This is a genomic window from Mycobacterium sp. NGS67, from assembly GCF_059812185.1.
In genome coordinates this window covers 287,317-310,341 of the sequence record NZ_JCALCF010000001.1, presented here as the reverse complement: position 1 = coordinate 310,341, position 23,025 = coordinate 287,317, and the positions used below count along the sequence as shown (strand labels likewise).

The 23,025-nt window shown below is 66.2% G+C and carries 20 protein-coding genes, 2 tRNA genes and 1 pseudogene; 10 read left to right on the top strand and 13 right to left on the bottom strand.

The annotated features are described in order from the left end of the window. Positions 1-17: 17 nt before the first annotated feature. Both AC5Y4D_RS01495 and pknB read left to right on the top strand, forming a co-directional pair. Positions 18-1,214 (top strand): annotated as a pseudogene (locus tag AC5Y4D_RS01495) (serine/threonine-protein kinase); the annotation flags it as partial. Between the two features lie 14 nt (positions 1,215-1,228). Next, positions 1,229-3,106: a Stk1 family PASTA domain-containing Ser/Thr kinase gene (gene pknB, locus AC5Y4D_RS01490; protein ID WP_499990825.1), complete on the top strand. Its 1,878-nt coding sequence runs from the start codon at positions 1,229-1,231 to the stop codon at positions 3,104-3,106. Here the strand turns inward: pknB and AC5Y4D_RS01485 are convergent. Together AC5Y4D_RS01485 and AC5Y4D_RS01480 are read right to left on the bottom strand one after the other, a co-directional pair. Beyond that, positions 3,084-3,791 carry an aminodeoxychorismate/anthranilate synthase component II gene (locus AC5Y4D_RS01485; protein ID WP_500036163.1) on the bottom strand — a complete coding sequence of 236 codons (708 nt, stop codon included), beginning with the start codon at positions 3,789-3,791 and terminating at the stop codon, positions 3,084-3,086. The two genes, pknB and AC5Y4D_RS01485, sit on opposite strands and share 23 nt — an antisense overlap. A 35-nt stretch (positions 3,792-3,826) precedes the next feature. Further along, positions 3,827-4,582 (bottom strand): DUF881 domain-containing protein, encoded by a 756-nt coding sequence (locus AC5Y4D_RS01480; RefSeq protein WP_500036162.1) that lies wholly within the window; start codon positions 4,580-4,582, stop codon positions 3,827-3,829. Between the two features lie 157 nt (positions 4,583-4,739). Between AC5Y4D_RS01480 and crgA the strand changes: the two genes are divergently transcribed. Together crgA and AC5Y4D_RS01470 are read left to right on the top strand one after the other, a co-directional pair. Then, entirely contained in the window at positions 4,740-5,021 is a 282-nt protein-coding gene (gene crgA, locus AC5Y4D_RS01475; protein WP_499942990.1) for a cell division protein CrgA, read from the top strand. Positions 5,022-5,176: 155 nt separating this feature from the next. Further along, entirely contained in the window at positions 5,177-5,590 is a 414-nt protein-coding gene (locus AC5Y4D_RS01470; RefSeq protein ID WP_500036161.1) for a PH domain-containing protein, read from the top strand. A gap of 89 nt (positions 5,591-5,679) precedes the next feature. Here the strand turns inward: AC5Y4D_RS01470 and AC5Y4D_RS01465 are convergent, their stop codons facing one another. Next, positions 5,680-6,228, bottom strand: a complete 549-nt coding sequence (locus tag AC5Y4D_RS01465) for a peptidylprolyl isomerase (RefSeq protein ID WP_500036160.1) — start codon at positions 6,226-6,228, stop codon at positions 5,680-5,682. A gap of 120 nt (positions 6,229-6,348) precedes the next feature. Between AC5Y4D_RS01465 and cwsA the strand changes: the two genes are divergently transcribed. Then, positions 6,349-6,789: a cell wall synthesis protein CwsA gene (gene cwsA / locus AC5Y4D_RS01460; RefSeq protein WP_499942994.1), complete on the top strand. Its 441-nt coding sequence runs from the start codon at positions 6,349-6,351 to the stop codon at positions 6,787-6,789. A gap of 103 nt (positions 6,790-6,892) precedes the next feature. Here the strand turns inward: cwsA and AC5Y4D_RS01455 are convergent, their stop codons facing one another. Next, positions 6,893-7,810, bottom strand: coding sequence for a TIGR03619 family F420-dependent LLM class oxidoreductase (locus tag AC5Y4D_RS01455; protein ID WP_499990831.1), 918 nt, complete (start codon positions 7,808-7,810; stop codon positions 6,893-6,895). A gap of 87 nt (positions 7,811-7,897) precedes the next feature. Between AC5Y4D_RS01455 and AC5Y4D_RS01450 the strand changes: the two genes are divergently transcribed. Beyond that, on the top strand, positions 7,898-8,251 hold the full coding sequence (locus AC5Y4D_RS01450) for a VOC family protein (protein ID WP_499990834.1): 354 nt from the start codon (positions 7,898-7,900) through the stop codon (positions 8,249-8,251). Between the two features lie 20 nt (positions 8,252-8,271). On the opposite strand, the gene AC5Y4D_RS01445 is transcribed toward AC5Y4D_RS01450, so the two are convergent. From AC5Y4D_RS01445 to dnaA, 9 genes are all read right to left on the bottom strand, one after another. Further along, positions 8,272-8,344 (bottom strand) — tRNA-Ala (locus AC5Y4D_RS01445). A 162-nt stretch (positions 8,345-8,506) separates the two neighbouring features. Further along, positions 8,507-8,580 (bottom strand) — tRNA-Ile (locus AC5Y4D_RS01440). Between the two features lie 59 nt (positions 8,581-8,639). After that, positions 8,640-9,503: a DUF3566 domain-containing protein gene (locus AC5Y4D_RS01435; RefSeq protein ID WP_500036159.1), complete on the bottom strand. Its 864-nt coding sequence runs from the start codon at positions 9,501-9,503 to the stop codon at positions 8,640-8,642. A 71-nt stretch (positions 9,504-9,574) separates the two neighbouring features. Further along, complete coding sequence (gene gyrA / locus AC5Y4D_RS01430; RefSeq protein WP_500036158.1) at positions 9,575-13,345, bottom strand: intein-containing DNA gyrase subunit A; 3,771 nt, start codon at positions 13,343-13,345, stop codon at positions 9,575-9,577. A 36-nt stretch (positions 13,346-13,381) separates the two neighbouring features. Further along, complete coding sequence (gyrB, locus tag AC5Y4D_RS01425; protein WP_499943003.1) at positions 13,382-15,415, bottom strand: DNA topoisomerase (ATP-hydrolyzing) subunit B; 2,034 nt, start codon at positions 15,413-15,415, stop codon at positions 13,382-13,384. Between the two features lie 220 nt (positions 15,416-15,635). Next, positions 15,636-16,190: a DUF721 family protein gene (locus tag AC5Y4D_RS01420; RefSeq protein ID WP_500036157.1), complete on the bottom strand. Its 555-nt coding sequence runs from the start codon at positions 16,188-16,190 to the stop codon at positions 15,636-15,638. Further along, positions 16,187-17,326 carry a DNA replication/repair protein RecF gene (gene recF / locus AC5Y4D_RS01415; RefSeq protein ID WP_499990927.1) on the bottom strand — a complete coding sequence of 380 codons (1,140 nt, stop codon included), beginning with the start codon at positions 17,324-17,326 and terminating at the stop codon, positions 16,187-16,189. Before recF ends, AC5Y4D_RS01420 begins: the two co-directional genes overlap by 4 nt. 17 nt (positions 17,327-17,343) lie before the next feature. Continuing rightward, a complete protein-coding gene (gene dnaN / locus AC5Y4D_RS01410; RefSeq protein ID WP_499943008.1) occupies positions 17,344-18,540 on the bottom strand; it encodes a DNA polymerase III subunit beta in 1,197 nt (398 codons plus the stop codon). Between the two features lie 497 nt (positions 18,541-19,037). After that, positions 19,038-20,507: a chromosomal replication initiator protein DnaA gene (gene dnaA, locus AC5Y4D_RS01405; protein ID WP_500036156.1), complete on the bottom strand. Its 1,470-nt coding sequence runs from the start codon at positions 20,505-20,507 to the stop codon at positions 19,038-19,040. A gap of 529 nt (positions 20,508-21,036) precedes the next feature. On the opposite strand from dnaA, the gene rpmH reads away from it, so the two are divergent. The 4 genes from rpmH (at position 21,037) to yidC (ending at position 22,991) form a co-directional block, all read left to right on the top strand. After that, positions 21,037-21,180: a 50S ribosomal protein L34 gene (gene rpmH / locus AC5Y4D_RS01400; protein ID WP_500036155.1), complete on the top strand. Its 144-nt coding sequence runs from the start codon at positions 21,037-21,039 to the stop codon at positions 21,178-21,180. Positions 21,181-21,203: 23 nt separating this feature from the next. After that, the gene (gene rnpA / locus AC5Y4D_RS01395) at positions 21,204-21,578 is read left to right on the top strand and encodes a ribonuclease P protein component (RefSeq protein ID WP_499943010.1); all 375 of its coding nucleotides are present in this window, start codon (positions 21,204-21,206) and stop codon (positions 21,576-21,578) included. Positions 21,579-21,643: 65 nt separating this feature from the next. Continuing rightward, positions 21,644-21,892 carry a membrane protein insertion efficiency factor YidD gene (yidD, locus tag AC5Y4D_RS01390; RefSeq protein WP_500036171.1) on the top strand — a complete coding sequence of 83 codons (249 nt, stop codon included), beginning with the start codon at positions 21,644-21,646 and terminating at the stop codon, positions 21,890-21,892. Then, positions 21,876-22,991, top strand: a complete 1,116-nt coding sequence (gene yidC / locus AC5Y4D_RS01385; protein ID WP_500036154.1) for a membrane protein insertase YidC — start codon at positions 21,876-21,878, stop codon at positions 22,989-22,991. Before yidD ends, yidC begins: the two co-directional genes overlap by 17 nt. The last annotated feature ends 34 nt before the right edge of the window (positions 22,992-23,025 follow it).

Here is a 23,025-nt window from a genome sequence, read left to right as displayed (position 1 = left end):
CGAGCGGGAGGCAGAGCATGAGTCCCCGCGTTGGGGTGACCCTGTCCGGCCGATACCGGCTGCAGCGGCTCATCGCCACCGGCGGCATGGGCCAGGTCTGGGAGGCGGTGGACAACCGGCTGGGCCGGCGCGTCGCCGTCAAAGTCCTGAAACAGGAGTTCTCCCAGGACCCCGAGTTCATCGAGCGGTTCCGGTCCGAGGCCCGCACCACCGCGATGCTCAACCACCCCGGTATCGCCCAGGTCCACGACTACGGCGAAAGCGCGTTGGACGGTGAAGGCCGCACCGCCTACCTGGTGATGGAGCTGGTCAACGGCGAACCGCTGAACTCGGTGCTCAAACGCACCGGCCGGCTGTCGTTGCGCCACGCGCTGGACATGCTGGAGCAGACCGGCCGGGCGCTGCAGATCGCGCACACCAACGGCTTGGTGCACCGCGACGTCAAGCCCGGCAACATCTTGATCACCCCGACCGGGCAGGTGAAGATCACCGACTTCGGCATCGCCAAGGCTGTCGACGCGGCGCCGGTGACCCAGACCGGGATGGTGATGGGCACCGCGCAATACATCGCCCCCGAGCAGGCCCTCGGCCATGACGCGACGCCGGCCAGTGACGTCTACGCGTTGGGAGTTGTTGGCTACGAAGTGGTTTCGGGCAAGCGTCCGTTCACCGGCGACGGTGCCCTGACGGTGGCGATGAAGCACATCAAGGAGCCGCCGCCGCCGTTGCCGGCCGATCTGCCGCCCAACGTGCGCGAGCTCATCGAGATCACGCTGGTGAAGAACCCCAGCCAGCGTTACCGCAGCGGTGGCCCGTTCGCCGATGCGGTCGCCGCGGTGCGGGCCGGCCGCCGCCCGCCGCGGCCCAGCGCGACACCGCCGGCCGGTCGTGCCGCACCCGCGGCGATACCGTCGGCCACACCGGCGCGGATCGCGCCCAGCACAACCACGAACCGGACGGCCGCGCCACGGCGCTCCCAGTCCAGCTCTGGGCGTCGCCAACCGCCGGCGCGGCGCACCTTCTCCTCCGGACAGCGGGCGCTGCTGTGGGCCGCGGGCGTGCTCGGGGCGCTGGCCATCATCATCGCGGTGCTGATCGTCATCAACTCCAAGAACGACAACGAGCAGCAACAGACGCCGACGACCGTCACCAACACCGGAAGCGCGCTGTGGACTGCTGGGGAGGAAACGGGTACTCCTGGGGTGCAGCCCCGATTCGAGACACCACGATGACTACCCCTCAGCATCTGTCCGACCGTTACGAATTGGGCGAGATCCTCGGCTTCGGAGGTATGTCCGAGGTTCATCTCGCCCGCGACCGACGGTTGCACCGCGACGTCGCGGTCAAAGTGCTGCGCGCCGACCTGGCCCGTGATCCCAGCTTCTACCTGCGCTTCCGGCGCGAGGCGCAGAATGCCGCCGCGCTGAACCACCCGGCGATCGTCGCCGTGTATGACACCGGCGAGGCCGAGACGCCCGCCGGGCCGCTGCCCTACATCGTGATGGAGTACGTCGACGGGGTGACGTTGCGCGACATCGTGCACACCGACGGCCCGATGACGCCCAAACGCGCCATCGAGGTGATCGCAGACGCCTGCCAGGCGCTGAACTTCAGTCACCAGAACGGCATCATCCACCGCGACGTCAAGCCGGCCAACATCATGATCAGCTCGACCAACGCGGTGAAGGTGATGGACTTCGGCATCGCCCGGGCGATCGCCGACGGCGGCAACAGCGTCACCCAGACCGCGGCGGTGATCGGCACCGCTCAGTACCTGTCCCCCGAGCAGGCCCGCGGCGACCCGGTCGACGCCCGCTCGGATGTCTATTCGCTGGGCTGTGTGCTGTACGAGATGCTCACCGGCGAGCCACCTTTCACCGGTGATTCGCCGGTGTCGGTGGCTTACCAGCACGTCCGCGAAGATCCCATCCCGCCCTCGGAACGACACGAGGGGATCTCCGCCGACCTCGACGCCGTCGTGCTCAAGGCGCTGGCCAAGAACCCCGAGAACCGGTACCAGACCGCCGCCGAAATGCGCACCGACCTGGTCCGCGTGCACAACGGCGAGGCGCCCGAGGCTCCCAAGGTGCTCACCGGCGCCGAGCGCAAGGCGTTCATGTCGTCCTCGGGTCCCGGCCACGGCGGTCCGCGGACCGACCCGCTGCCCCGGCAGAACTTCGATGAGTCCGACACCGGCGGGGGCGCCTCGGTGGGCCGCTGGATCGCCGTGGTCGCGGTGCTGGCGGTGCTGACGATCGCGGTCACCATCGCCATCAACACCTTCGGCGGCAACACCCGCAAGGTCCAGGTTCCCGACGTGCGCGGACAGGCATCCGCCGACGCGATCGCCGCGCTGCAGAACAAGGGCTTCAAGACGCGCACCCAGCAAAGGCCCGACTCGACGATCCTGCCTGACCATGTGATCGGCACCGACCCGGTCGCCAACGCCTCGGTGGGTGCCGGCGACGAGATCACCGTCAACGTTTCGACCGGTCCCGAGCAGCGCGAAGTGCCCGACGTGTCGTCGTTGACCTATGCCGAAGCGGTCAAGAAACTCACCGCCGCCGGCTTCAGCAAGTTCAAGGAAGCCAAGTCGCCGTCGACCGCCGAGCAAGCCGGCAAGGTGATCGGCACCAACCCGCCGGCCAATCAGACCCAGGCGATCACCAACGTGATCACCATCATCATCGGCTCGGGTCCGGAGACCAAGCAGATTCCCGACGTCGCGGGCCAGACCGTGGAGATGGCGCAGCGCAACCTCACCGTGTACGGGTTCTCGAAGTTCAGTCAGTCGTTTGTGGACAGCCCCCGCACCGCCGGCGACGTGATCTCCACCAATCCGCCCGCAGGCACCACGGTTCCGGTCGATTCGGTCATCGAATTGCAGGTGTCCAAGGGCAACCAATTCGTGATGCCCGACCTGTCCGGGATGTTCTGGACGGACGCCGAGCCCCGGCTGCGGGCGCTGGGCTGGACCGGGTTACTGGACAAAGGCCCCGACGTGGACGCCGGTGGCGCCCAGCACAACAAGGTCGTCTACCAGAGCCCGCCGGCCGGTACGGGAGTCAACCGCGACGGCGTGATCACGCTGAAGTTCGGTCAGTAGCCCCGGCCTGTCCGGCCGCCTCGGCCGGGAAATGCGGCCGCACCGCGGTGAGGACCTCGTTTTCCAGCCGGCGCACCAACGTGTCGTCGCGCGCCCAGCCGCAGTAGGCCAGCCAGTTGGCCAGCATCCGGTGACCGCCTTCGGTCAGGATCGATTCGGGGTGGAACTGGACGCCGTGGATGGGCAGCGCGGTGTGCCGCACGGCCATGATCACGCCGCTGGGGGTGTGCGCGATCGCCTCCAGCTCGGTTGGCAGCGACTCCGGCAGGATGGTCAGGGAATGGTAGCGCGTTGCGGTGAAGGGGTCCGGAAGTCCTTGCAGCACACCGGCATTGGTGTGGATAACGCTGCTGGTCTTGCCGTGCAGCAACTCCGGTGCGCGGTCGACGGTGGCCCCGAACGCCACCCCGATCGCCTGGTGTCCCAGGCATACCCCGAGCAGCGGCGTGCCAGCCGCGGCGCAGGCATGGACCATGCTGATCGAGGCGCCCGCGCGCTCGGGGGTACCAGGGCCGGGACTGAGCAGCACACCGTCGAAGTCGGTGGCGACGGTCTCGGGGCCTTCGACGCCGGTGAGTCGTGCGTCGTCGTTGCGCCACACGGCGGCCTCGACGCCCAGCTGACCCAGGTACTGGACCAGGTTGAACACGAAGCTGTCGTAGTTGTCGACGACCAGAATCCGCACCGTGACAGGTTACCGCCCGGGTCCGATGACCGTTGTCAGTAGCCGATCGGCCCCATCGGCTTCGCGTAGTGCAGGCGGACCGGTTCGGCATGGCCGACGATCTGGACGTCGGGCTTGACGTCCTCGCGATAACCGAGCCCGAACCGCACCACGTACTGCTTGTACAGCGTGACCAGAGGAGCGGCGGCCAGGGCGTTCTGCATGGCGGCGGCGTTGCCGATCGCGGTGATCGAATAGGGCGGGCTGTAGGTGCGGCCGTTGAGCAGCAGCGTGTTTCCGACGCAGCGCACCACCGAGGTGGCGATGATGCGCTGGTCCTGCATCTGGATCGCCTCCGCCCCCGCGCTCCACAGCGCGTTGAGGACCCCGTCGATGTCCTGCTGGTGCACGACCAGGTCGTCCGGAGTCGCGTCGCGGGGGAACCGGCCGTTGGCGTCGCGCTGCGCGTCGTTGAGGACGACCACCAGGCCGGGCCCGTGCACCGGATTCATGTCGGCTTCGCCGGCCAGCTCGGCGGCCCGCCGCAGCATCGCGCGCAGCGCGGTGTCCGCGGAGCGGCCGTGCGCGGTGTCGAGCTTGCCGGTCAACTCCTCCCGTTCGGCGTCCAACCGGATCACCGAAGCCCGGGCCTCACGCACCAGGTCGACCAGGCGTGGCGCGTCGCTGCGGCGGATCTCGCTGCCGCCGGACACTCCGTGCGTCGCGGCCAGCAGCACCCCGGCCAGCAGACACACCACCGGGACGCCGAAGCGCCACGGCGACCGGCGCTGGTCGGCTCGCTGATCGGCCAAGGCTGTCTCCGTCTCCTGGTCGTGGCTGCCGGTGAGCTAATCTCGTACCCGAGATCCGCCTGCAGCTGCAACCGTAATCGTTGCACTTGTCCCGTTCGTTCGATTACCAGTCGCTTCGTTCGATAACCACTCGCTCGTCCAATATCAGAGGTAGCAAATGCCGAAGTCCAAGGTCCGCAAGAAGAACGACTTCACCGTCAGTGCGGTAAGCCGCACACCGGTGAAGGTCAAGGTCGGGCCGTCGAGCGTGTGGTTCGTTTGCCTGTTCATCGGTCTGATGCTGATCGGCCTGGTGTGGCTGATGGTTTTCCAGCTGGCGGCGTACGGGCCGCAGGCTCCGGCTGCCCTGCACTGGATGGCCGAACTGGGTCCGTGGAACTACGCGATCGCGTTCGCCTTCATGATCACCGGGTTGTTGCTGACGATGCGCTGGCACTGACCGTCAGCGCAGGCGTAATGGATTCATGTCGTGTTCGTCGTGTTAGCACGCCAGCAACCATCCGGACACCCAATCACACGCGTGTGATTCATCCCCACTGTTGATAGCTGCTGTGGATAACCGTATCCGTGGTGGTGAAAGGGTCCAAAGAGGGCATGCAGCAAACTGAATGGTCGCCGCGTACCGCCGGAATCGCAGCGTGCGGCGTTGGCGGTGCGATGCTAGCTATCGCCGCTGTGACCCTGGTCACAGATCCTCCGGGGCGCTTGATCGCCGGAGTTGCCGCGGTGGGCCTGCTGCTGTTTGCCGGCGCGTCGTGGCGGGCGCGACCCAAGCTGGCAATCACCGCCGACGCTCTGCTGGTGCGCGGTTGGTTCCGCACCCAGGTACTGCGCCGCGAGATGATCGAGATCATCAAGATCAGCGAGTTCCGCCGGCACGGGCGCCGGGTGCGGCTACTGGAGATCGAGACCGTCGGCGGGGGACTGATCGTGCTGTCCCGGTGGGACCTGGGCACCGACCCGCTGGAGGTACTCGACGCGCTCACCGACGCCGGCTACGCCGGTTAAGCCGGTCGGGGCCACGTTTCGGCCGAGCAGACGCAAAAGCACCCGATTTGGCCGGTCTGAGGGGGCTTTTGCGTCTGCTCGGCAGGGGTTCAGGAGATGGTGATGGACTCGATCGCGACCGCTTCGAGCGGGCGGTCGCTGCCGTCGGTGGCCGTCGACGCGATCGTGTCCACGACGCGCTGCGACTCCGGGTCGACGACCTCGCCGAAGATGGTGTGACGCCTGTTCAGGTGCGGGGTCGGGCCGACGGTGATGAAGAACTGCGAGCCGTTGGTGCCCGGGCCGGCGTTGGCCATCGCAAGCAGGTAGGGCCGGTCGAACTGCAACTCGGGGTGGAACTCGTCGGCGAACTTGTAGCCTGGGCCGCCGCGCCCGGTGCCGGTGGGGTCGCCGCCCTGGATCATGAAGCCCCGGATCACCCGGTGGAACACCGCGCCGTCGTAGAACGGTCCCGACGGCCCGCCCGACGCGTTCTGGGTCGAGTACTCCTTGGTGCCTTGCGCCAGGCCGACGAAGTTGGCGACGGTCTTGGGCGCGTGGTTGCCGAACAGGGCGACCTTGATGTCTCCCTTGTTGGTGTGCAGCGTGGCGCTGGCGGTCTGATTAGGGCTGTTGGTCACGGGATCACAGTCTGCCATCACCCGCGGATCGCGCGTCAGCCGGTGCCACTGGCATCTGTTTGATGTCGGTACTGGCTCGACGACGCGGTACCTGATAGGACTGCGTAGGACTCGAGCGGTAGACAGAGAGGCGGCGCGATGAGCGTGAAGTCCGACGGCACGGTCGCATCCGGGCTGACCCCCCGGGAGCGGCTGACCAGAGGCCTGACCTACTCGACGGTAGGACCGGTGGATGTCACCCGCGGCCTCGTCGGGCTCGGGGCGCAGGGCACCCGGTCGACCGCGACGGAGATTCGTCGCCGCTACCGGGAGGGCCGGCTGGCCCGCGAACTCGCCGCGGCCCAGGAGACGATCGGCCAGGAGCTGGCAGCCGCCCAGGAAGTCGTCGCCAACTTGCCGCAGCTGCTGCAGGAGGCCCGCCGTAATCAGCGCCGCAGCAAGAAGCCCTGGGTGATCGCGGGTGCCGCTGGTGTCGCGGTCCTGGCCGCCGGTGGTATCGCGTTCAGCATCGTGCGCCGCTCGTCGCGTCCGGACCCGTCGCCCCTTCCGCCCAGCGTCGACGTCCAACCCCGTCCGTAGTCGCTGCCGCGGCCCCGGCGAGGGGCCGCAAAATGTACGGCGAAGCACCGGTTTTCTGACATTTTGGGGACCCTCGCGCACTCAGCCTCGCCGACGATGCCCGTCACAGGTGCGGTTTGACGTCCTCGGCCACCCACTGCGCGTAGTCCAGATACTCCTGGACTCCCCGCACCCGCGGGACCGGCACCGAGCTGTACGTGACGCCCTGCGCGGCAAGCCAACTCAGCCGGTCGATGAGTTCGGCGGCGCTCTTTCCGGCGCGCGCATCGGGGTCGTCGCGCACCACATGTCCTTCGCCGACACGGTTGGTCCCCAAGCCGTGCACGACGTCGAAGGCGCGGCCGTCGTAGCCGGGCTGGGACTTGATGAACTCGATCCGTTCGGCGATGTGGTGCGGCGGCGTCAGAAAGCACCACCACCCGGTGGCGAAGCGGGCCGCGCGACGCAACGCGGCGTCGGAGTCGCCGCCGATCCACACCGGAAGATGCGGCCGCTGAACGGGTTTGGGTTCGAAGGCCACGTCGCGGAAGGACACGTACCGGCCGTCGAAGCTGGGGCTGTCGCTGGTCCATAACTCGAGGATGGCGGCCAGATATTCGTCGGCCATCCGGCCCCGCTCGTGAAACGGGACTCCGAGCAATTCGAATTCGGGCTTCAGCCAACCGATGCCGAAGGTGACCGTGATGCGCCCGCCGCTCATCCAGTCGGCGGTGGCCAGGGCCTTGGCGAGCACGATGGGATGCTGCAACGGCAGCAGGGTGACCGCTGAGCTGAGCCGGATGCGGTCGGTGGCGCCGGCGAGGTAGGCCTGCGCCACTGTGGACTGCAGGAAATGCGGACCGGACAGTTCGACGTGCTCGGTGGGTATGACGTAGTGCTCCGGCACCGCGATCATGTCGTATCCCCACTGGTCCGCGTATTTGGCCATCCGGGTCTGCTCGGCGCCGGTCACGTCGGCTTCCCACGGTTGCATCATGGCTTTGAGCCGCATGGTGTGGGGGAGCGGGAACAGCAATTTCACAGCCGCGACGTCCTTTCCCGGACCGAGTGACTCTCGGCCCTGGCCGGTGCATTGTCTACCCGTACAGGATGGCCATGAGGAGGCCCAATGAGCGAACACGATGTACGCATGATCATGCTGTCGACCGACGATCTGGACGAATCGATCCGGTTCTACAGCGAGACGCTTGGGATGGCGGTCAAGTTTCGCGACGGAACCCACTTCGCGGCGTTGGACGGCGGATCGGTGACGCTGGCGCTGGCGACCGCGGTGGACCATCCGATCCCCGGCCAGGTCGTCGTCGGGATCAAGACCGATGACGTCGACGCCGCGGCGAAGGCCGTCGAGGCCAGTGGCGGCGGCATCGTGAACGGTCCGTACGACGACGCGCACGAGCGGCGGGCCGTGGTCTATGACAACAAGGGCAACGGGTTGGTGTTCTACAGTCCGCTGAGGCGCTGAACAGCTGCTTCGAAAATTTGTGGAGCCTAGGGGAATCGAACCCCTGACACCCGCCTTGCAAAGGCGGTGCTCTACCAACTGAGCTAAGGCCCCTCTGGGTGACCGGGTGGGTGATCAGAGGTTGGGTCGGGCGCCACGTGCCAGACTTCGACGTCGCGCCGCGAGCGGACTACCGCCGCAGTCGCCGCGCCGAGGGCGGCGGTTACTGCCAGCGGCAATGCCAACTTCACACGACGTCTTGACGGGCTCATGTCGTGGGCCTAGGAGGACTCGAACCTCCGACCTCTTCGTTATCAGCGAAGCGCTCTAACCGCCTGAGCTATAGGCCCGTACTGCGCGTACGGCCGAGCAGCGAGATTACCGCACCGGCCGCCCGACTCCCAAAACGCTAATCCCGATCGGCCAGTGTGACTTCGATACCGCCGATCAGATCGGTCGTCAGGTTGTAGACGAACGCGGCGATCGTGGCCATCGCTGTCATCAGCACGATGTTGACCAACCCGATCAGCACGGCCCCGCCGAAGATGGTGCCGCTGGAGACGAGTTCGCCGCTGCTGCCGCTGGTGTTGTTCAGCAGGTCGCCGACGTTGCTGTTGAGCTTGGCCCACACACCCATACCGCCGAGCACCAGATAGAGGAACGCGACCGCGATCATCCACACGAAGAACAACGCCACCGACAGCAGCAGCGACACCTTCAAGGTGCTCCACGGGTCGATCCGGCGGATCTGCATGCTGGCCCGTACCGGCCCCCGCGCCCGGCGGGACCCGACGGCGACCCGAGACTCCCGCGCCTCACCGCTGGACCGGCGGGTGCCCGACGAGGTGGCGGTGTCCGAGCTGCGCTCGGACGTGGATTTGTTCGACGTCGCCCGCGGGATCGGCCCGGACAGGTCGGGCAGTTCGCTGGCGTACGCCTCGTTGGGTGAATTCTCGCTACGCACTGCTTGGGCCTCCGCCTGTGAGCCGGTGGTCGGGGCCGACCCTCCGGAGATGAAGCGATTCAGCCGCGCCTCGGGACTGGTGGGCGGGCGGACATCGGTGGGCCGGTCGGCCGCGGGCCGTGGCCCCGATTGGGATCCGGATTGGGACGAGGCTCGAGCGGCTCCGCGCTGCCAGGGCGGCGGATCGCCGGCATCCGGCACGCGGCCCGGTCCGGTCGTGGCTCGGTGTGCGCCGGCACGTTCACCGGACCCGTCCCCGTTCGGGTTGTCGCCCGGGCTGGGTGCACCCGGCTCGTTCGGTGAACTCACCCCGACTCCTAACGTGTGTTCTCGAGTAGCCGAGTCTATGCCGGGTCGGCAGGGCGCCGATCCACCGCCCGCTAGGTGGCCGAACCCTCGTCGCTTTCGCCGTTCTCCTCCGCGCCTTCCTCGGCGTTGCGCGCGATGGCCAGCAGCGTGTCGCCTTCACCCAGGTTCATCAGGCGGACGCCCTTGGTCTGGCGTCCCGCCTTGCGCACCTGGCGGGCCGTGGTCCGGATGACGCCGCCACCGGAGGTGATCGCGTAGAGCTCGCTCTCGTCGTCGACGATCAAAGCGCCGACCAGTCGGCCGCGCCGCCGGTCGTACATGATGGTCAGCACGCCCTTGCCGCCGCGGCCTTGCACCGGGTACTCCTCGATGCCCGTGCGTTTGGCGTAGCCGCCGGCGGTGGCGACGAGTAGGTAGGTGCCTTCGCGGACCACGTTCAGCGACAGCAGCCGGTCGTCGGCGTTGAACCGCATGCCCTGTACGCCGGAGGTGGCGCGGCCCATCGGTCGCAGCGCCTCGTCGGTCGCCGAGAACCGGATGGATTGCCCGTTGGCCGACACCAGCAGCAGGTCGTCGTCGGCCGAGCACAGCACGGCCCCGACGAGTTCGTCTTCGCCGCGCAGGTTGACCGCGACGATGCCGCCTGAGCGGTTGGAGTCGAAGTCGGTGAGTCGGGACTTCTTCACCAGGCCGTTGCGGGTGGCCAGTACCAGGTACGGCGCGTCTTCGTAACTCTTGATCTGGATGACCTGGGCGATGCGCTCCTCCGGCTGGAACGCCAGCAGGTTGGCGACGTGCTGGCCGCGCGCCGTGCGCAGCGCTTCGGGCAATTCGTAGGCCTTCGCCCGGTATACCCGGCCCTGCGTGGTGAAGAACAGGATCCAGTCATGGGTCGAGCAGACGAAGAAGTGCCGCACGATGTCGTCTTGCTTGAGGCCGGCACCTTGCACGCCCTTGCCGCCGCGCTTTTGGCTGCGGTACAGGTCGGTCTTGGTGCGCTTGGCGTAGCCGGTTTCGGTGATGGTGACGACGACGTCCTCACGCGCGATCAGGTCCTCGTCGCTGACGTCGCCGTCGGCGGCGACGATCCGGGTGCGACGGTCGTCGCCGTGTTTTTGCACAATCTCGTCGAGCTCTCCCCTTACGATGCCGCGCTGCCGTTCGGGTTTGGCGAGAATGTCTTCCAGGTCGGCGATTTCGGCTTCGATCTTGGCCAGGTCGTCGACGATGCGCTGCCGTTCCAGGGCGGCCAGCCGGCGCAGCTGCATGTCCAGGATGGCCTGGGCCTGGATCTCGTCGATGTCGAGCAGTTCGATCAGGCCCTGGCGGGCGACGTCGACGGTCTCCGATGCCCGGATGAGTGCGATGACTTCGTCCAGCGCGTCCAGTGCCTTGACCAGACCACGCAGAATGTGGGCCCGCTCGTTGGCTTTTCGCAGCCGGTAGGTGGTGCGACGGACGATCACGTCGAGTTGGTGCTCGACGTAGTAACGGATCATCTGGTCCAGGCGCAGGGTGCGCGGCACCCCGTCGACGATGGAGAGCATGTTGGCGCCGAAGCTGGTTTGCAGCTGGGTGTGCTTGTAGAGGTTGTTCAGCACCACCTTGGCCACGGCGTCGCGTTTGAGTTCGATCACGATGCGCAGCCCGACCCGGTCGCTGGACTGGTCCTCGATGTTGGCGATGCCGGTCAGCCTGCCGTCCCGCACCTGCTCGGCGATCGAGGTGATGAAGTTGTCGTGGTTGACCTGATAGGGCAACTCGGTGATCACCAGCGACGTGCGTCCGCGCGAATCCTCTTCCACCTCAACGACTCCGCGCATCCGGATGGAGCCGCGACCGGTGGTGTAGGCATCGGAGATGCCTTGCGATCCGACGATGAGTCCGTGCGTGGGGAAGTCGGGGCCCTTGACGCGCTCCATGACGGCGGCCAGCGTCGCCTCTTCGTCGGCGTCGTGGTTGTCCAGGCACCAGAACACCGCCTCGGCGAGCTCGCGCAGGTTGTGCGGCGGGATGTTGGTGGCCATACCGACCGCGATCCCGCCCGAGCCGTTGGCCAGCAGGTTGGGGAACCGGCTCGGCAGTACCGTGGGTTCCTGCACCCGGCCGTCGTAGTTCGGGATGAAATCGACTGTCTCCTCGTCGATTTCGCGTAGCATCTCCATGGCCAGCGGCGTCAGGCGGGCTTCGGTGTTGTGACTGACAAAACCGTTAGTCAGGAACGCATGGTCGTCGGTGTCGACGCGGAGGCTGTAGACCGGTTGCACACCGGCGTCGGTCACCGAGGCAACTTTGGCGTAGTAGAAGCGGCCGTCGGTGAGGTCGGTCGCGATGGCGCGTACATCGGGATCAGCAATGCGCGAGAGGATTTCGTCGCCATCGCGCCGCCAGCGGCCGAGTCGATCGATGTTGTGCTTTCGCAGCCATTCCTTGTCGACCCAACGGCTCGCGCAGTGCTTACGAATGAACTGCGCCAGGCCCGGAACGTGATCGCTGTCCATGCCCGCGCACGGCGGCATGGCTGAGAGGATATTGGTCAGCTTCTTTTGCTTGGCGCCACCGAATCCGACTTGGGCTGCGAATAATTCGGCTTGAGCCCGGTTGGTGATGACGACCTTGTACTCGCCGACGGCGTGCAGGTAGCGGCGGGATATGACGCCGAATTCGAGCAGCAGCTGCTGCACGTCAATGGCTAGCTGCTTGCTGCGCGTCGAGTAAGAGATCTGGATCGTGTTGCGCGGGAGTGCTGAACACGATCCGTCGCCTTCGAACAGTGCTTGCAGGAAGGCGCGCTTGACGACGGCGGGGGAGTGCCACAGCCATGCCGGTACTGCCTTGTCCGCCGAACGCTGACCAACTAGTTCGCAGAGTCGTGTGCCTCTGAAATTGGTGAGGTTTTGGATATCCAGTTCATGGAGGGTCGAACCCGACGCGATAGTGCGTGAATACACGTGGCGCCGCCCACCCACAATCGCGTCGTACGCGGCGACGACCGTGTTGAAGTAGGCTCGGTCTACGTTGTTGAATCCGGCGCGCTTCTCCGAGACGAACCCTTCGCTGATAAAGGCGCCCAGCAGCAGTGCTTCCATCGTGTCGTGCCAGTCGGCTGGCCCGAACTCCGTTGGTGGCGTGCGTTGTAGCACGACATAGTCGTCGGGGCGTATCTCCTCGATCAACTTCCACAACAGCGTCGGCACGCCGCCCACATCAACCAGGCAAAGCAACGGGTGATTCGCGGTGCCAGTGACTTCATAGCCTTCGGCGGTGCGCACCGTGTAGGTCTGGTGCTCACCCGAATGGAACAGGCGGTCGGCGGCGACGGGGTTTCCGTGCCGGTCGAGAACCTTCAGATCGACCTCGTTGTCGGAATTCGGCCGAGCCCCGGCGACGATGTCGGCGATGCGAACAGATTGCCCGAAAGGCAAGCGCACCAATGCATCCCCGGAACAGCAATACCTCATCGCCGCCGGCGGGTCGTTGCCCGGCGAGCCGAAGTTGCCCTGCCCGTCGACCAGCGGGTACCGCAGCGACCATGGCTGCGCCATGCGCACCAACGTGTCGTAGATCGAGGCGTCGCCGTGCGGGTGGTAGTTACCCATCGTCTCGGCGACCGAGCGCGCCGACTTGGCGTGGCTGCGGTCCGGGCGGAATCCCGAGTCGTACATCGCATACAACACCCGGCGGTGCACCGGCTTGAGCCCGTCACGGACCTCTGGCAGCGCGCGCCCGACGATGACGCTCATCGCGTAATCGATGTAACTGCGCTGCATCTCGTGCTGGATGTCGACCGGCTCGATCCGGTCGACCGAGTCGTCACCAGGCGGCAGCGTCGTGTCTGTCATGAATTCCTCGTTTGTCTGGTCAAAACGTGGATGGGACTAAACGTCTAGGAAGCGAACGTCTTTGGCGTTGCGGGTGATGAAGCTGCGGCGGGCTTCGACGTCCTCACCCATCAGGATGGAGAACAGCTCGTCGGCCGCGGCGGCGTCGTCGAGGGTGACCTGCCGCAGCACCCGCACCGACGGGTCCATCGTGGTTTCCCACAGCTCCTTGGCGTCCATCTCACCCAGACCCTTGTAGCGCTGGATGCCGTCTTCCTTGTTGATCTTCTTGCCGGCCTTCAGGCCCGCCTCGAGCAGGCCGTCGCGCTCGCGGTCGGAGTAGGCGAATTCGGGTTCGGTGCGCTGCCACTTCAACTTGTACAGCGGCGGCTGCGCGAGGAACACGTGCCCGTTCTCGATCAGCGGACGCATGAAGCGGAACAGCAAGGTCAGCAGCAGCGTCGAAATGTGTTGTCCGTCAACGTCTGCGTCGGCCATCAGCACGATCTTGTGGTAGCGCAGCTTGGTCAGGTCGAACTCGTCGTGGATACCGGTGCCGAGCGCGGTGATGATGGCTTGCACTTCGGTGTTCTTCAGCACCCGGTCGATCCGGGCCTTTTCGACGTTGATGATCTTGCCGCGCAACGGCAGGATCGCCTGGAACATCGAGTCGCGCCCGCTCTTGGCCGAACCGCCGGCCGAGTCCCCTTCCACCACATACAGTTCCGACTTACGCGGATCCGTCGAGCGGCAGTCGGCCAGCTTGCCGGGCAGACCGCCCAGATCGGTGGCGCTCTTGCGGCGCACCAGCTCTCGCGCTTTGCGCGCCGCGATCCGGGCCTGCGCGGACGAGACCGCCTTGTTCACCACCGTTTTCGCCTCGGACGGGTTCGCCTCGAACCAGTGCGTCAGCTGCTCGTTGCACACCTTCTGCACGAACGACTTGACTTCGGTGTTGCCCAGCTTCGTCTTGGTCTGACCCTCGAACTGCGGTTCGGCGACCTTGACAGAGATGACCGCCGCCAGCCCTTCGCGGATGTCGTCACCGGTGAGGTTGGGGTCCTTGTCTTTCAACAACTTCTTGTCTTTGGCGTACTTGTTCACCACCGACGTCAGCGCGCTGCGGAAACCCTCTTCGTGCGTGCCGCCTTCATGGGTGTTGATGGTGTTGGCGAAGGTGTGCACCGATTCGGAGTAGCCGCCGTTCCACTGCATGGCGATCTCGACCTCATGGCCGGTGCCCTTGCCATCGAAGTCGATCACGCTCTGCTGGATCGGGCTCTTGGTGCGGTTGATGTGCTTGACGAAATCCACCAGGCCGCCGGGGTAGTGGAAGGTGCGCTTCTTGACCTTCTGCGGCGCTTTGGCTTCTGCTTCGATCTCTTCCGCGGACTTGGGGGCTTCGGCGTGGTCGCTGACCACCTCGTCGACGACTTCGTCCTGCTCCACCCGCTCGTCGGTGAGGTTGATGGTCAGCCCCTTGTTCAGGAACGCCATCTCCTGCAGCCGACGGGCCACGGTCTCGAAGTCGTATTCGGTGGTTTCGAAGATGTCCGGGTCGGCCCAGAACCGGATGGTGGTCCCGGTCTTCTTGGTTGCCTCACCCTGCTTCAACGTGCCCGGCACGGCGCGGTCGTAATACTGCGACCATTGGTGTCCGTCGCGCTTGATGTCGACTTCGAGTCGGGTGGACAGCGCGTTGACCACCGAGACGCCCACACCGTGCAGACCACCACTGACGTTGTAGCCGCTGTTCTCCCCGCCGAACTTGCCGCCGGCGTGCAGCTGGGTCATGACCACATCGACGGTGGGCGCCCCGGTGGCGTGCATGGCAACCGGGATGCCGCGGCCGTTGTCGGCGACTTCGACGCTGCCGTCATCGAGCAGCTTCACGTCGACCTGGGTGGCGTAGCCGGCCATCGCCTCGTCGACAGAGTTGTCCACCACCTCCCACACCAGATGGTGCAGACCGCGCTCACCGGTGGACCCGATATACATGCCCGGGCGTTTACGGACGGCCTCCAGACCCTCCAGAACGGTGATGGCCGAAGCGCCGTATTCGTCTTGTGCCTTCTTCTTCTGGGCAGCCACTGGCGGGACGCTCTCCTTGGGGTTCGCAGACAAGCGGCCCAACACCGCTCACGGATCCCTCACAGTCTACCGTCACCCACCGTCAGGACTGACTCTGCGGCGGCGTTTCCACACACCTAATCGTGCCGTGCGTGGAATTTCTCGATTCAAGATAGGGTTGACCGCTTCGGGAGGTGGCTGGCCGCGTTCTGGCGGCTCTCAGACAACACCCCGGGTGGCCCTATCCGTAGGTGTCGCGGGGTCCTTTACCGCCGGGTGCGCGCAGCGGCCCTTTTCGCCAGGACGGCGCGGCCGGCCCGGTGATCTTCAAGGAGGTCACGACACCGTTGCCCACGGCGGCGGCGATCTTCGCCAGCAGCTGGGCCTGCATGAGCCGCAACTGGGTGGCCCAGGCCGTCGACTCGGCCGTCACACTGAGCACCCCGTCGTTGAGCGCCGCTGGGGTCGCGTGGTCGGCGATCTGATGACCGACTACCGCATTCCACTGACCGAAGACCATGCCTTCGGCCACCTGAGTGGTCCAGCCCTGTTGCTTGGCCAGGTCGCGGGTCAACCGGCCCAGGGGTTGCGGGTCGCGGGTATCCGGGCCGGGACCCGACCACCGCCGGCGCGATCCCGCGCCGCGGCGCCCCCGGGGCTCGACGGGTGCGGCCCGGCCCCGGCCGGCGTCCTGTCCGCGCGCGCGTGCGGCGGAGCGGGCTTCTTCCAGCGTGCGCCGGACCAGGTCCAGGCCGCGCTGATTCACCTCCCCCTGATCTGCCGGCTCGTCGGTCACGGTTGCACCTCCGACACCGGACCGGAATCGCCGTCGCGCAACTCGATACGCACCTGTCGGGCCTCCCAGCCGTCGGGAATGTCTTCCGGGACCGCCGCGGTCACCAGCACCTGTTCGGCGGACTCGGCGACCGCGGCCAACGCCTGACGCCGCTTGGTATCCAGTTCGGCGAACACGTCGTCGAGCAGCAGTACCGGGTCGCTGCCGTCGGTACGCAGCAACTCATAGGCCGCCAGTCGCAGCGCCACCGCGAACGACCACGATTCGCCGTGGCTGGCAAAGCCTTTCGCGGGCTGATCGCCGAGTCGCAATTCGAGGTCGTCGCGGTGCGGACCCACCAGACACACCCCCCGTTCCAGTTCGGCGTCACGGCGCGCGGCCAACGCCGTCAACAACGCACTTTCCAGCAGCTCCCGATCCGCCACCAACGTGTCCGTGCTGGAACGGTAACCGATTGCCGCCGAACGTGATTCGGGTGCCAGCAACCGGTAGGCCTGCTCTACCTCCGGGGCCAGTTGGTTCACCAGGTCGATACGGGCGGCCATGAGCTGGGCGCCGTGCTCGGCCAGCCGGCTGTCCCACACCTCCAACGTGTCCAGCGCCCCCCGATCGCCCCGAAACCGCGCCCCGGCCAACGATTTCAACAACGCGGTGCGCTGCCGGAGCACCTTGTCATAGTCGGCCCGCACGCCGGCGATGGTCGGCCGGCGCACCGTCGCCAAATCGTCGAGGTAGCGACGCCGATCCGCCGGGTCGCCGCGCACCAGCGCCAGATCTTCCGGAGCGAACAACACCGCACGCAGTACGCCGACGATCTCGCGCGTGCTACGGACCGGGGACCTGTTCAACCGCGCCTTGTTCGCCCGGCCCGCGGCGATCTCGAGGTCGACGGCACATTCGCGGCCCTCGTTCACCACGATGGTCGACACCACAGCCCGATCCGCACCCGTGCGGATCAGCGGTGCGTCGGTACCGACCCGATGGGACCCCAGGGTCGAGGAATACCACAGCGCTTCGACAAGATTGGTCTTGCCGAAGCCGTTGCGGCCGACGAAAACCGTGCGGCCGGGCGCCAATTCGAGGTCCACCCGCTCCCAGGACCGGAAATCACGCAAGCCCAGATGCCGGACGTACACGTGTGCGTCCCAGCGATTCAGCCCGGCAGCCGCACCGGCATCAACAAGTACACGTAGTCCGTCGGCACCGCAGCGAACGGCCCGCTGCCAGTCGGCACCTCATCGTCGGCCGAAGCCGGCCGCAGCAGGGCGGGCTTGCCCGGGGTGGTGAAACCGAACGACACCCGCTCGGAATGCAGCGAACCCAGTCCGTCGGTCAGGTAAGTGGGGTTGAACGCGATGGTCAACGGTTCTCCGGCGTAGTCGACCGCGAGATCTTCTTCGGCCCGTCCGACATCGTCGGCGCCGGCCGACAGCCGCAGCATGCCCTCGGCGAACTCCATGCGAATCTGCGCGCCACGCTCGGCCACCAGCGCGACCAGCTTGATCGCCTCGGTCAACTCGGCCACGTTGATCGTGGCCACCGCGGTGTGTTCGGCCGGCAGCAGCTGACGGAACTTCGGGAACTCGGCATCCAGCAAGCGGGTGGTGCTGCGCTTGCCGTTGCCGCTGATCCCCAGCAGGCCGTCTTTTCCGACCGCGGACCCGGCACCCAGCGACAACCGGACTTCAGAGCCGTCGGCGCCGGCTTTGGCCGCTTCCGCCAGCGTCTTGGCCGGCACCAACACCGAGGCCTCGATATCTGGGGACAACGCCGACCAGGTCAGTTCGCGCACGGCCAGCCGGAACCGGTCGGTGGCCGCCAAAACCACCGTCTCACCGGAGATCTCGACACGGATGCCGGTCAGCATCGGCAGCGTGTCATCCCGGCCGGCGGCGATGGCGACCTGGCCGATGGCTTCGGCGAACAACTCGGCCGGCAACGTCCCGGTCTCCTCGGGCAGGGTCGGCAGCGTCGGGTAATCCTCGACGGCCATCGTCGGCAGCGAGAACCTGGCGCTCCCGCAGGTCAGAGCGACCCGGTTGCCGTCGACGTAGAAATCCACCGGTTTGTTCGGCAACGCCCTGGTGATGTCGGACAACAACCGCCCAGACACCAAAACGCTTCCCGGGGAAGCGATTTCGGCGGGAACTTGGACCTCGGCGGAGACTTCGTAGTCGAATCCGGAGATGGTCAGACCGTCCTCGGTGCCGTTCAGCAACACCCCGGACAGCACCGGCACCGTCGGCCGTGACGGCAGGTTCTTGGCGACCCACGACACCGCATCGGCGAACGACTCCCGGACCAGACGAAACCTCAAGTCGGTGACAGCACGTGTCGTAGCCGCGTCCATTGCGTCCCTTCACCTAACAGTGAACTTCAAATCCATGGGCCAGCTCCCCCGCCGGCGTCGGGGACTGCGCAACGGCAGTCGAAGAACAACCGTAGAGCTTCTCGAGCCAACTTGAAAGCTAATCGCCGACGCCGACAAACCGACGCCGGGACCGGTCTGCGGGCACCGAAGACGAGCTGTCCCCAACCGTGTACTTCAAACCAGAAACGACGAAGAGATCTCAATATCAGTATTAAGGGGTGTGCAATCTGGGGACAGCTGGGTCTTCGCGCTGCTAGGGCGCGGGCGGCACTGTGCATGACGGGGCCTGCGGTTGTGAGATCCGTGGTGGACAACTGGGGATGAATCACCGATGTGCACCGGACGGCCGGTGGTGCACGGCAGTTTTCCCGGTTTGTGCACAGAACTACACACACCGCGACGGTGGGACGGTTGTGACTCGAGGGGGCAAAGTTTTTTGCAGAAAAGTGCCCGGAGGGCGCCGGACCGGATCGGTGTCAGCGCTTGGAGCGCTGCCGGATGCGGGTGGTGAGCTCTTTGACGTTGTCGAAGATCTCGCGCCGCTGCGCCATTTCCCCGCGGATCTTCTTCTCCGCGTACATCACCGTGGTGTGATCGCGGCCGAACGCCTGCCCGATCTTGGGCAAGGACAGGTCGGTCAGCTCCCGGCACAGGTACATCGCGATCTGACGGGATTGGGCCAGCGGGCGGGCCTTGCCGGGGCCGCGTAATTCCTCGACGGTGGTGTCGAAATACTCCGCGGTGGCCGCCATGATGGTGGCCGCGCTGATCTGCATGCCGCTCGCGTCGGCGATCAGGTCGCGCAGCACGATCTCGGCCAGCGCCTTGTCGATCGGGGTCTTGTTCAGCGACGCGAACGCGGTGACCCGGATCAGCGCACCCTCGAGCTCGCGGATATTGCGTTCGATGCTGCTGGCGATCAGTTCCAGGACGTCGTCGGGCACCGCCAGCCGTTCCACTTGTGCTTTCTTGCGCAGGATGGCGATGCGGGTCTCGAGGTCCGGCGGCTGCACGTCGGTGATCAGTCCCCACTCGAACCGCGTCCGCAGCCGGTCTTCGAGGGTGGCCAGCTGTTTGGGAGGACGGTCCGAGGAGATGACGATCTGCTTGTTGGCGTTGTGCAGCGTGTTGAAGGTGTGGAAGAACTCTTCCTGGATCCCGTCCTTGCCTTCGATGAACTGGATGTCATCGACGAGCAACACGTCCACATCGCGGTAGCTGCGCTTGAAGGACACCTTGCGGTCGTCACGCAGCGAGTTGATGAAGTCGTTGGTGAATTCCTCGGTGGAGACGTACTTGACCCGCATGCCGGGGAACAGGCGCTGCGCGTAGTTACCGGCGGCGTGCAACAGGTGCGTCTTGCCCAGGCCGGACTCGCCCCAGATGAACAGCGGGTTGTACGCCCGCGCGGGTGCCTCGGCGATCGCCAGTGTCGCGGCGTGCGCGAACCGGTTGGAGGAGCCGATCACAAACGTGTCGAACGTGTAGCGCCGGTTGAGGCTGGTGCCGCCGGCCGCCGCGGTGTCGCTGGTGTGCGGGCGCGCGCTGAAATAAGTCGGCCAGCTCTGGGCGTCGCCGTCGTCCTCGGCTTCGTCGGCCTCGCCGGCGGGTGGTGGTGCCGTCTCATTCGGTGGCAACGCGCCGTCGTCGTCCGGGGGTGGGGCGATGCGCACGCCGAGTTGGATCTGCTGTCCGAGCCGGCGGCTGAGTGCATCGGTGATCGGGTTACGCAGGTGACGTTCGATCTCGTTCTGCACGAACACACTCGGGACCGACAGCAACGCAAAGCCTTCGACGATGGTCAGCGGTTGCACGAGGTTGAGCCACGCGCGCTGCTGGGGAGTCAGGGGAGTGGTGAGGGGGGATCCGTTGCCGGAGTCACCGTTGAGTTCGGCGACAACCGCGTTCCACACCGTGGCGAATCCGGAACCGGGGTCATCGGTCAACGACGCATCTCCTGGTCCGACGGTCGAGGTACAGCGGGGTCCCGGCGACGAGCAGCTGTCCACATGGTTATCCACAGGTGTGGAAGGAACGGTCGATAACGTGCCGCAGCATTTGCGCCGCGGTTCGCGATCTCCGTGCTGAAGACAACCATGAAAGCTGTCCACTCAGCTAGTCGATCCGCCATCCTCGCTTCATTGTCGACAGAGCTCCAAGTCCGCCCCGGCTTGGAAACTACACCCCGCGAAGCTAACAGTTTTCGTTGCGGCTGCCAACAGTTCTTTTTTGTATTCCGGTGGGCTCCTTGATGTTCTGGCGGGTCGGGTCCAGGACCGAGGCGGTGTGGGCAGGTTTGACCAGGCGAAGTCGCATCAGTACCCTCAAACAGTCGCCCGAAAGTCGGCGATACGGCTGCGACCCGGGGCCAGAACCCGGGGACCGCGCCGGCCAGCAAGCGAGACACTCTCCGACCGACGAGCTGTTAGGCCTCAGCGGGCGGATGGTTATGCCGAACACAGCGAGGAGAACGCCGTGGCCAAGGGCAAGCGGACCTTCCAGCCGAACTACCGGCGGCGAGCCCGGGTTCATGGTTTCCGGCTGCGGATGCGCACCCGTGCCGGACGCGCCATCGTTTCCAACCGGCGCAGCAAGGGTCGCCGCTCTTTGACTGCCTGATCGCAAGATCGGGCTTTCCAGCGGTGCTTTCTCCACGCAACCGCATGAGGCGGTCGACGGAGTTTGACGCGACAGTGAAGTACGGCATGCGCACGGTGCAGCCGGATGTCGTCGTCCATGTACGCCGGGGCACTGAGTCCGAGGGCGCAAGGCAGGAAAGTCGCGGCCCCCGGGTGGGATTGATCATCGCCAAGCGGGTAGGCACGGCGGTCGAACGTCACCGGGTGGCCCGCCGGCTGCGTCATGTGGCGCGGCCGATGCTGGACAGTCTGCATCCGCTCGATCAGGTGGTGATCCGCGCACTGCCCAGTAGCCGCCACGTCTCCTCGGCGTGGTTGGAACGACAGCTGCGCAGTGGCCTGCGGCGGGCTTTCGAACTCGCGGGTACCGAACGGTGAAGGTCTCGGCGCTCGGCGCCCCGGTGGTTCGCACGGTGGTCTACCTGATCCAGCTCTACCGGCACATGGTGTCGCCGCTGCGACCGCCGTCATGCCGGTTCATACCTACCTGTAGCCAATACGCCGTCGAAGCGCTGACCGAATACGGGGCGATTCGCGGGGGGTGGCTGGCGGTGGCCAGACTCGCCAAGTGTGGTCCCTGGCATCGGGGAGGATGGGACCCGATCCCGGAGCGCCACGAGCGCCGGGCTGACTTCGACGACGCCGCGGTCGACGGTGCGGCAGAGCAACGGGAGAGTGGAACTTTTGTTTGATTTCTTCAGCCTCGACTTCGTCTATTACCCGGTGTCGTGGATCATGTGGCTCTGGTACCGGGCATTCGCCTACGTGCTGGGACCCGACAACTTCTTCGCCTGGGCGCTGGCGGTGATGTTCCTGGTGTTCACCTTGCGGGCGCTGCTGTACAAGCCGTTCGTCAAGCAGATCCGCACCACCCGGCAGATGCAGGAGCTGCAGCCACAGATCAAGGCGCTGCAGAAGAAGTACGGCAAAGACCGGCAGCGGATGGCGATGGAGATGCAGAAGCTGCAACGCGAGCACGGCTTCAATCCGATCCTGGGCTGCCTGCCGATGCTGGCTCAGCTCCCGGTGTTCCTGGGCCTGTATCACGTGCTGATGTCGTTCAACCGGACGCAGTCCGGGATCGGCCGGATGGGCCTCTCGGTCAAGGACAACCGCGAACTGGGCAACTACGTGTTCAGCGCGACGGACGTCGGACACTTCCTGGACGCGAACCTATTCGGGGCGCCGATCGGTGCGGCGATTCGCCAGACCACCGGTCTGGACGCGTTCAGCCAGTTCGATCGGGGGATGCTGATCGCCGTGAGCGTGCCGGTGATGATCCTGGCCGGTATCGCCACGTACCTGAACAGCCGGGCGTCGGTGGCGCGGCAGAGCCCGGAGGCGGCCGCCAACCCGCAGACCGCCATGATGAACAAGCTGGCGCTGTACGTGTTTCCGCTCGGGGTGTTGATCGGACCGGTCCTGTTCCCGATGCCGCTGGCGATCATCCTGTATTGGTTCGCCAACAACATCTGGACGTTCGGTCAGCAGCACTACGTGTTCGGGATGATCGAGAAGGAAGACGAAGCCAAGAAGCAGGAAGCCATCCAGCGCCGCGCCGCCAATGCGCCCGCGCCGGGTGCCAAGCCCATTCGCAACAGGCCGACTCCGCCCAGCGCGAACAGTTCGGCGGGAGAGACCGGGTCGTCGGACGCGACAGTCGGCGCGGTCGAGGAGGACACGGTGGAGACCGCGCCCTCGCCGCCCGAGAAGCCGAATGCAGGGAGCCGACCTAATCAACCGGGCCGCACACCACGCCCCGGCGCACGACCCAAGAAGCGCAAACGTTAGCTCGCTCGGCCCGCGGTGCGCCGCGGAGAGCGAC